General features: G+C 27.2%; 7 protein-coding genes. 2 read left to right on the top strand and 5 right to left on the bottom strand.

What is annotated here, in order from left to right:
- Positions 1 to 86: 86 nt before the first annotated feature.
- A complete protein-coding gene (locus AC1XJX_RS02710; RefSeq protein ID WP_482002420.1) occupies positions 87 to 1823 on the bottom strand; it encodes a TonB-dependent receptor in 1737 nt (578 codons plus the stop codon).
- A gap of 31 nt (positions 1824 to 1854) precedes the next feature.
- Positions 1855 to 4893: a tetratricopeptide repeat protein gene (locus AC1XJX_RS02715; RefSeq protein ID WP_482002421.1), complete on the bottom strand. Its 3039-nt coding sequence runs from the start codon at positions 4891 to 4893 to the stop codon at positions 1855 to 1857.
- Between the two features lie 197 nt (positions 4894 to 5090).
- Between AC1XJX_RS02715 and AC1XJX_RS02720 the strand changes: the two genes are divergently transcribed.
- On the top strand, positions 5091 to 5774 hold the full coding sequence (locus tag AC1XJX_RS02720; RefSeq protein ID WP_482002422.1) for a cell division ATP-binding protein FtsE: 684 nt from the start codon (positions 5091 to 5093) through the stop codon (positions 5772 to 5774).
- On the opposite strand, the gene AC1XJX_RS02725 is transcribed toward AC1XJX_RS02720, so the two are convergent.
- On the bottom strand, positions 5771 to 6508 hold the full coding sequence (locus tag AC1XJX_RS02725; protein WP_482002423.1) for a glycosyltransferase: 738 nt from the start codon (positions 6506 to 6508) through the stop codon (positions 5771 to 5773). The genes AC1XJX_RS02720 and AC1XJX_RS02725 overlap by 4 nt on opposite strands.
- A 90-nt stretch (positions 6509 to 6598) precedes the next feature.
- Between AC1XJX_RS02725 and AC1XJX_RS02730 the strand changes: the two genes are divergently transcribed.
- Positions 6599 to 7534: a glycosyltransferase family 2 protein gene (locus AC1XJX_RS02730; protein ID WP_482002424.1), complete on the top strand. Its 936-nt coding sequence runs from the start codon at positions 6599 to 6601 to the stop codon at positions 7532 to 7534.
- On the opposite strand, the gene AC1XJX_RS02735 is transcribed toward AC1XJX_RS02730, so the two are convergent.
- Positions 7514 to 8617, bottom strand: coding sequence for a glycosyltransferase (locus tag AC1XJX_RS02735; RefSeq protein WP_482002425.1), 1104 nt, complete (start codon positions 8615 to 8617; stop codon positions 7514 to 7516). The two genes, AC1XJX_RS02730 and AC1XJX_RS02735, sit on opposite strands and share 21 nt — an antisense overlap.
- Positions 8614 to 10161: phosphoethanolamine transferase (locus AC1XJX_RS02740; protein ID WP_482002426.1), on the bottom strand; the 1548-nt coding region annotated here is incomplete at its 5' end. The genes AC1XJX_RS02735 and AC1XJX_RS02740, both read right to left, overlap by 4 nt.

Below are 10161 nucleotides of genomic sequence, written 5' to 3' on the forward strand. Positions count from 1 at the left end.
GTAAAAATAAAAAAAGCGTTCTTAATAGAACGCATTTGATGATTTAATTGATAAGTTTCTGAAACAAGTTAATAATAACTGATTAATCAAAAATCAAACTTATAAGTAGCTCCTGCCAAAAACTGAATACTTTGTACTGGAAAATTTTGCCATTTTTGATAGGCATTATTAGCTATGTTATTTGCTTTTGCAAATATTGAAAGTTGATTGTTTATATGATATCCTAGATGCGCATTGGCATCAAAAAAACTATCTAAAGTAACGTTGGTTATCAAATCTATTGGTAAAAGTGTTCCTTCTAACTCTAATTGATCTTTACGTTCTCCAATGTAAAACAAGTTAGCACCAGCAAACCATTGTTCGTTTATTTGATAATCTAGAAACAAAGACCCCTTTACATCGGGCAAATTCCAAGCTTCAGCCTCATCATCTGTATTATAAGTAAAATACTCAGCTTTTAATCCTAATTTAAAATTCCTGTTTACATCAACATTAATTTCTCCCGCTACACCAAATGTTTCAATATCATCATAAACAATTCCGAAGGAATTTCCATAATCATAATTGTTTTGAGGTGCTAAATTTCTAATAATATTTGTTTTAAAAAGTGCTTTATTTCTATCAGCCAAATAACTTCCGCTTATGTTATAACTCATGTTACTAGACAATTTTCCTTTTAAACCTACAAAAGCATTATATAATTGATCTGTTGGTGCAATAAATAATGTTGGTGAAACAAATGGATTTTCGTTTGCAAAATCGTAATATGAATTTTGTATTAAATCACCTTGAATACCTCCGTAAGCAATTAATACATCATTAACCAAGCGGTAAGTAGCTGTGATGTTTGGATAGATATAAAATTTACTATCGCCTGATTGTTTATCATTTAAAAAATAAGCAGATACCCCTAAGTTAACAGTTAAATCGTCTTGTTTTAACTCGTATGTGGGAGATACGCCTATTTGAAAATTACTGTAATTTAATTCTTGATTTAAGAAATAACTTCTATCAAAAGTACCACCTAAATAATCAAATTTGAAATCTGTTGAAATTTCTATATCATTAATAGGAACATCAACTTTTGCTTTTACTATAAATCTATTTTCGCCAGAGCCTTGATTATCTCCAAAACGCCTAAAAAAGAAGCTTCCTGAGTTTATATAGGTGTCTTTAAAAGAAATATCACCTCCAAAATTTGCATCAAAAAATGAATGGTTCACATCTATATTATTAGTTTGTGCTACCGATACTTGAGATTCTGGAACCCCATACCAATTATACATTTGTTGTTGAAAACCACCTTCTATATTCCATGACAAATCACGTAACCGAGATGAATAATTTATATTAATTTTAGAATTAGAAAAACTATCGTCAAATTGCACGCCATCAATACCTCCCGCAGATGAATGATGACTCACATAGCCACCTACACTTTCACTTCTACTAATTGCATGGTTTAAATACACTTCCCCTAATATTGTGGTATATGTTCCAACACCTAAAGTAGCATAATTATCAAATAATTTTACCGGTTCTCGCTTTTCTACCAATGCAGCCTTTCCTTTTACAGGTGTAAAAGTAGATGCCACAGGAAAGGAGAAAATATTATACTTAATTGATTTTTTAGTTTGAGTTGTTTCATCATTTAAAGATGGAATTTCCTTTACCTTAAAGGCGTCTGATATTGTTGGCGTATAAGGTTTTACTACATCAATAATCCCTGTATTAATAGTATCACTTTTTCTTTCTTGAGAGAAAGAAAGCGCTACATTTAAGGTGATAATCGCTAGTATTATATGTTTTATGTCCTTTCGCATATCTTTTGATTTATTTTATAATTGATGACTTTTAATCTTCTGATTGAATTGATGAATTAGTTTTAGCCTCTTCATTTTTAATTCTGCGTAATTCATTAGTAGCTTCTAGCACTACATCATCAAATTCTGAGAAATTTTGAATCACACTTTCTAAAATATAAGTAGCTTGAAATGCATCCTTTAGAGCATCATAATTTTTAGCCATAAGTACTAGTCCCTTAGCGCTATAATACTTGTAACCAGAATAATCTTTAGCCAATTTTTGTACCGTTTGATTAGAAATCTCAAACTTACCCTCTTTATTTTTAAAATAAGCATTATAGTATAAGGATTCAGCAGCTGTTTCTCCTGTTGAAAATTTCTCAACCTGATTATAAGCTGTTTTCGCCTTAGCTTCATCACCTGTTTTTATGGCAGATCGTGCAATAATCACATGCGCATCACTTTTAATTTTATTATCAATTTTTGAGCTCGCCAAAACCTTATCTGAATAATTAAACGCTTTATCATAATTTTCTAATTGATAATAAGCTTTCATCAAATTAGATTGCGCAAACACCACATTTTGAGGAAAATTAGCTTCGGTCTCTAATCTTAATAATAACACTATAGCCTGATTCCAGTTTTTGTTTTCTAAGTAAAACTGAGATAATCGTGTAAGTGCTTCTTCTGAATATTCACTTTGTGATGCCCCAACAATAAATTTGTAATGAGGCACTGCATTCTCTAATAAATCTTTCTTATAATATAATTGAGCAACATAAAAATGAGCTTGTAAAACATGTAACCCATTTGGAAACTCATTTAAATAACCATTAAATTGTTTAATTGCTTTATCTGTATTATTATCTAAATATTGTTTTTCAGCAGCTTGATATGTAGCATTATCTAATTCAGAATCGGTAACCTCAACGTAATCAAGGGTTTTTACCCATTTAGCATAATCATCAACCCTTCCCATATCAATGTAAATTAATTTGGCTGTTGATACTGCTTGCACTGCTTCTGTCGATCCAGGAAAGTCACTTGCTACTTTTTTAAATTTATTTAACGCACTTTCATTTTCATTATTATTATAATACACTAAACCTTGTCTTAATAAGGCTTTAGAAACAAATGGACTCGTTCTATATTCATCATTCAAACGATTATAAATAGCCACTGCCTTGTTAATCTCGTTAGTTTTAACAAATGAATTACCAAGGTCGTACATCGCATCATCTCGTAATTTAGAATTAGGATAGTCTGAAATAAACTGTTCTAAAGCTTTTATTTTTTTTGAAGATTGCCCACTATAACCAATACTTATTGCTTTTTGAAAAGCTGGATAATCTGAATCTAATATGTTTAATTTTAAAGCATTATCGTAAGCATCTACAGCATTTTTATAATTACTTGAAACAAAATACCCATCTCCTAAACGTAAATAGGCATCATTCAATCTAACCTTATCTTCTCGTTTTTTTGAAGTAAATTGATTAAAATAATTTATGGCTTGCTCGTAATTTTTCAACTTAAAATACGTGTATCCTAAGTTATAATCTAAATTTTCTATTTCGGGAGTTGAAATAACTGAAGACTCTTGTTGAAACTGTTTTAAACCAATTAAAGCATCGTCATAATTTGTTAAATTATAATCAGTTTCAGCTTTCCAAAAAGTAGCCCGAGCCGTATAATTTGAATCTCTGGGTTCTTTTAATGACGCTTCAAAAAGTAATCTGGCTTCTTGATAATTATTTTCATTATAGAGCTCTAAACCTCTATAAAAAGCTACTTTTTGGTAAGCAACTTTGTTTTCAAAACTCTTTTTATTTTCTAATAATTTAAGTGCTTCTTTATAATTTTTAGAAGTAATGTAAGAATCAATTAAAAGAGTTTCAATTTCTTCTTTATAAGTTGTATTTGGATATTTATCTAAATAAGCAGCTAAAACCTGTGGTGCAGATTGGTAAGGATTTCCTATCTCGTAACTGATTTTCGCGTAATTTAACCATGAATCTTCTTGAATTTTTAAATCAAAATCCATTTCCGAAGCATTTCTAAAAGCATTTAAAGCTTCTTGTTTTTTATCTAAATTAATATAGCTTTCACCTAAATGATAATAGGCATTTTGAGCTATCGAATTATTTCCACCCACTATTTTGTTAAACTCAGAAATAGCTTTTTCATAGTCTTTCTGCTTATAATAAGCATATCCTAATTGATAATAATCTGTATTATTCCATTTGCCAGTTTTATCTCTTTTTTCCTTTTTACCCTGATAAGCTTTTAGATAAGGAATAGCCTCTGCATATTTTTCAAGATTAAAATAGCTTTCACCTATAATTTTTGAAAGTTCAGATATTTCTTCTTGATCACTTGTGTCTAATCTCGCTTTAGCTAATTCTATAGCTTTTTCAAAATTCCCTAACTTAAAATTTAAATCTGCTTGGTAGTACGATAGTTTCTCTTTGTATCGCTCTTGATCACTTACTTGTTCAAAATATTCATTAGCTGCATTGTAATCATCACCTTCGTAAGCCATAAAGCCCATGAAATATTTGGCTTGAGAACCAAATTCTTGAGAGTTTTCAACTTTACTTAAATACTTTTTGGCATCATTAAATTGCTTGCTGGAAAATGCTGAATAACCATTATTAAAATAAAATTTATCTTTCTCGCTTTTAGAAAGTGCATTCTCATCAACTTTATCATACCATTTTCTGGCATAAGCATACTTTGAGTTTTCGAAATAATAATCGCCCACATCTACAAAAGCAGAATTTCGTTTTGTGCTTGTTGGATATTCTTTTACAAAATCTTCAACTAATTGATCAGCATTTTGTTGGTTTAATCTCACAGCACAATTAGCAATAAAATAAGTACAATCTGATTGTAAAATATTTTCTTTAGAAGTTTTTTTAATACTACCAAATAAGGACTGAGCTGCAAGATATTGTTGATTATTATAAAGTGATAATGCTTTTTCATAATCTACTAAATTACTAGTGTAAGTCGCAGATTGTTGGGCTGTAATTTGAAATGTAAAAATTAAAGCCACCAAAAGTGAAAAACAATTTTTATTACTCATTAACGATTCGTTTTTTATTTGATGATTCAAAGATAATTCAATCTAAAACCTATAACGCAACAATTGTGCTATAATTATAAACCGAGTTATTAAATGTTAATTTTGTTTAGAAAACAAAGGAAAGTTTTAATCTTTACCTTTTAAGATTTAACTTTTTAGTAATACATTTACGATACTTAAAAAATTAATCTATTTTTATGTCTAACCCAATTTTACAATTAAAAGATGCGGCCATTTATCAGGGTGATAGCTTGGTACTTTCAAACGTTAATGTAGAAATTAATAAAGGTGATTTTGTTTATTTAATTGGAAAAACTGGAACAGGAAAAAGTAGTTTTATGAAAACTCTGTATGGCGATTTACCTTTAACTGAAGGTGAAGGGCACATAGTAGATTTTAATTTAAAAACTTTAAAAGAAAAAGAAATTCCTTTTTTAAGAAGAAAATTAGGAGTTGTTTTTCAAGATTTTAAATTGCTTACCGATCGAACTATAAACGATAATTTACTTTTTGTATTAAAGGCAACAGGCTGGAAAGACAAAAACGATATGAATACTCGTATTGAAGAAGTTTTAACTAAGGTTGATATGAAAACTAAAGGGTTTAAATACCCTCATGAACTTTCTGGTGGTGAACAACAACGCATTGCAATAGCTAGAGCTTTACTTAATAACCCAGAACTTATACTTGCCGATGAACCGACTGGAAATCTAGACCCACAAACCAGTATTGAAGTTATGGAAGTATTACAAGACATTAATAAAAACGGTAACACTATTTTAATGGCAACACACGATTACGCACTATTACTAAAATATCCTAGTAAAACATTAAAGTGTGATGAAAATCAGGTTTATGAAGTGGTGCAAAGAAAAGGCTAAAGCATTTTTTTTAAAACATATTTAATTAATGTTAAACAAATAAATATAGGAGTAAAAATAATTGAGGACGATAGAGTTTTAAGTAATATTTCTTCTTTATATAAATTTAAATTATATTTTTTTGACAAACCTCCCGTTCCACATTTAGCAATAATTCTATCTAAAATTAAAATTGGTACTTGTTGTTTCCATAACTTCAAATTAAAATCATAGTCAGATAAAATTTTATAGCGAATATCAAATTTATTTTTAAGAAAATTAGATTTGTGATAAAATACTCCTTGATGATGTATTGTGTTTCTTATCCATATTTTTTTTGACCAAATTGGTAATATTAAACCTTCGTTCCTTTTTAAAAAAATAGAGTCTTGTTTTTTATAATTATAAACAATTTTTCCCAATATTAATTTAACATCTTTTATTTCAAATGAAGTAGATAAATATTCCAAAACCTCAAAATCATAGAAAGCGTCATCAACTCCCATAAAGTAAAGCCAATCTCCATTTGCAATATCAATACCTTTATTCATAGCGTCGTAAACACCTAAATCTTTCTCTGAAACAAGTTTAATTTGCAATGATTTAGATTTAGAAATACTGTTCAAATTAACTCCTAAACCTCCATCAAGTACAATAATTTCAAAATCTAAAAAACTCTGTTTTGAAATTGACTCCAAACAGTCAAAAAGTTCTTTTGTTTGATTCAAGCACGGTATAATTATAGATAACTTCAAAAAAATAAATCTAGTTTAGATACAATTCTTCATATATTTGATAATAGAAGATAGTAATGTATTAAGTTTCCAAATTTACAAAATCATTTAATGGTACCATTTATTTCAGTTGTTATTCCATTATACAATAAAGAAAAATATATTAAAGCTACTATAGACAGTGTTTTAAATCAGAATTTTTTAGATTTTGAAATTATTGTTGTAAACGATGGCTCCACAGATGATAGCTTTAAAATTGTTGAAAATATAGAGGATTCAAGAATACGCTTATACACAAACAAAAATCATGGTTTATCTTATTCTCGAAACTACGGTATTAAAAAAGCCAAAGCAGAATATATTGCTTTTCTTGATGCTGATGATTTATGGGTAGAAGATTTTTTAGAAACGATAAAACACCTAATTAAAACTAATAACAAAAATTCTGTTTTTGCCACAAATGTTAAAGTTTTACAGCCTAATAAGATTCCTATTATAATTAGTAAACCCATAGACAATAATTATATTAAAATCATAAAAGAATATTTCAAACTTGATAAAAACATTTTTTGTCCCAGTAGTTTAGTCATAAATAAATCTGTTTTTGAAGAAGTTGGATATTTTGATGAATCTATAAATTATGGTGAAGAATATGATTTTTATATTAGATGCTTTAGCATTTACAATTTAGTTTATTATAGTGATTTTAAAGTATATTATCGAACAGGATTGCCTGATCAACTCACGGCTCGAAATAAAAATTTCTTACGAAAAATACCAGATTACGGAAAGTATTTAAGAACCATAAAAGACCCTTTTTTAAATAAATATCTTGATTTTATTTATTTTGAACTATTAGTATTGTATAAAATGGAAAGAAATTATAAACTTGTGAGATTTTATAAAGAAAAAATTAGTGTTTCAAACTTAAACTTATTTAAAAAAATGAAATACTACTTACCTACTAATTTATTTTACATACTTAAAAGTACCTACACTTGGTTTTTAAAATATAAATTAAGTTACCTAAATATACTTATTATTTAATACTCCTTTGATGTAGTTGTCCCATTTTACACTTATGCTTTCCATTGAAAACTCTTTGATACTAGTTAATGAATTTTGTTTGCAAATTTCATATAATTTTTCATCTTTTATCATACTATTCATAGCCATAGTGAGGGCTAAAAAGTTTTGATTTTCAACTAGCAATCCGTTATATTTATTATGAATTATTTCGTCTGGACCAGATTCACAATTAAAGGAAACAACTGGAGTATCACAAGCTAAAGATTCCATTATAACTCTAGGAAAACCCTCATTTTTACTTGACAAAACCAAGAAAAGAGCTCTTTTCATATATTTAAAAGGATTCACTTGAAAAGGTAATATCTCTACTGTATTTCGCAAATTAAACTTAACAATTAATGATTCTAATAAATCCTTTTCCTCTCCGTCACCCATGATGTATAAATTGATATTTTTTCCGGGTAATTCTGAATTTTTATAACATTCTAAAAGTTTATCAAATTGCTTAATTGGCTCTAGTCTTCCAACTGCCAAAATATATTTTTCATCTATGCATAAATCTTCGTCAGACTTTTTTTGAATATCCTCTATATCAATAGGATTATGAATGGTAAGAGTGTTTTTAAAACTGTAATTTATTATTAAGTTATTTTCAATTTTAAATGATACTGAATTTAAACCTAAATAATTTTTATAAAGAAACTTAGATAGTATTTTAGGTTCTGGAAGATACAATTTAAGATTAAAACTTCTAATCATACTAATCGTATTTTGCTTTTTAAAAACTAATGTATTTAGTACAATCTCTCTAATTAATGATTCTTTTATTCTGTAATCCAGAATTAAATCAAAATTATTTTTTTTAATCTGATTTTTCAATTGTAAGTATCTGTTTAACTTATTTTTTATCGAACCAGAGGTGTTTTTAATTTTACCAATATTGATTAACTCTGCGTTGTATGGGTAAACAATATCATCAAATAATGTTATTATAAAAACCTGATATCCTAGTTTAGATAAAATAACAGACAATAATCCCGCTGAACGTTCTGCTCCTCCTTTATTTAATGATTCAATTAATAAACAAATTTTAAAACTCATTTGTTTTCTTTAAATTTAAATGATTCAAAATCTAATCCATTATCTATTAATCGCATTTCATTTTTAAAATCTAAACTAAAAATGCTTTTACTATTATCAATAGATTCACTTTCAATTCCCATTAAATGAATTAAACTCTCTGGTAAATCATCCAACATAAAAGATCTATTCTCGTCTATTATAAAATTATTTGGCTCTTCAAAAGAGCTTGCCTTATATAATAAAAAAGGAATTTCGTACATTGTTGAAGTTGGTTTATCTGCAAAATGACCAAAATAATCAACTACATCATAAACCTCTTCACCATGATCAGAAAAATACAAAACAGCACTTTTTTCATTTTTTAGTTTAACTTTTTTAATAATTTCAGAAACTATTAAATCATTGTATAAAATAGAATTATCATAAGTGTCTATTATTTTATTTTTTTTATCTTGTTTTTTAGATTTAAAAACATTAAACTTTTCAGGATATCTTTTACTATAATCATAGTGAGTACCTATTAAATGAACAAAAACAACTTTTTTCTCTTTTATCAATAGTTTTTCATCTATCATTGGAAAAAGAACTTCATCATAAAAAGTTTTATGTCTAAAATCATTGTAACTTAAAAATATACTTTCATTAGCCGCAGAGGCAATTCTTGAAACCAAATTATCATGAAATCCGATAGGCCTTTGATTAGATAACCAATAAACTTTATAACCAGCTTTTTTAATATAATCAATCAAGAAAGTAGTTTGATTACTTTTAGTTATTGTAAAAGCATCATATAAAGAAGCGGTGGTAAATACATGAGAACTAATAACATTGTTGTAAATAAATAATGAATCAGATAACTCTTCTAATTTTGGGGTTGTATTTCTTCTATAACCATAAATACCCATATGATTTCTTGTTGTCGATTCACCAATAATTATAACTATTAAATCATTGTCTGTTACTAAGTTTGCATTTAAATTTATATTTCTTTTACCAAAATCATCAAATACTTTTAATTGATTTTGATATTGAATACCCGATTTTAAAACAACATAGGGAAAGTTCCAATATAGTAAAGCAGTAAATTTCATTATGATAAAAACTAATAGAATTGAGGCAAATGAAAAGAAGAAATTTTTGTTATTATGGTTAATATTCTTGTAAATTTTTTTTGGAAAAAATTTTAATAGTGGAACAAAAAAGAATAACAAGAAAACCAAATTATTCTTAAAATAAATGGTACTAAACTCTTTAACCTCAATAAAATTTGTATTTAAAATTACATGAATGTATGCCGCGTTTAATCTAGTTTGAAATAATAAATATAAGCCTGTTTCAATACACAAAGAGGCATAATATATAACTATTATAATGTTAGCTATTTTTTTTCCATTTTTAAAAAAAGATAGTTGATTGACTAATAAGGTAACAATTACAAAAAATAATATATTTTCTAATAAATTTAAATGAGAGGAAAAACTTAAGTCTTGTAAAAAAAATTCTAAAACAAAAGCTAATACAATAGGATAGATTAACAGCAAAAATGCTGGAAATTTATGTAA

The organism is Flaviramulus sp. (assembly GCF_982512915.1).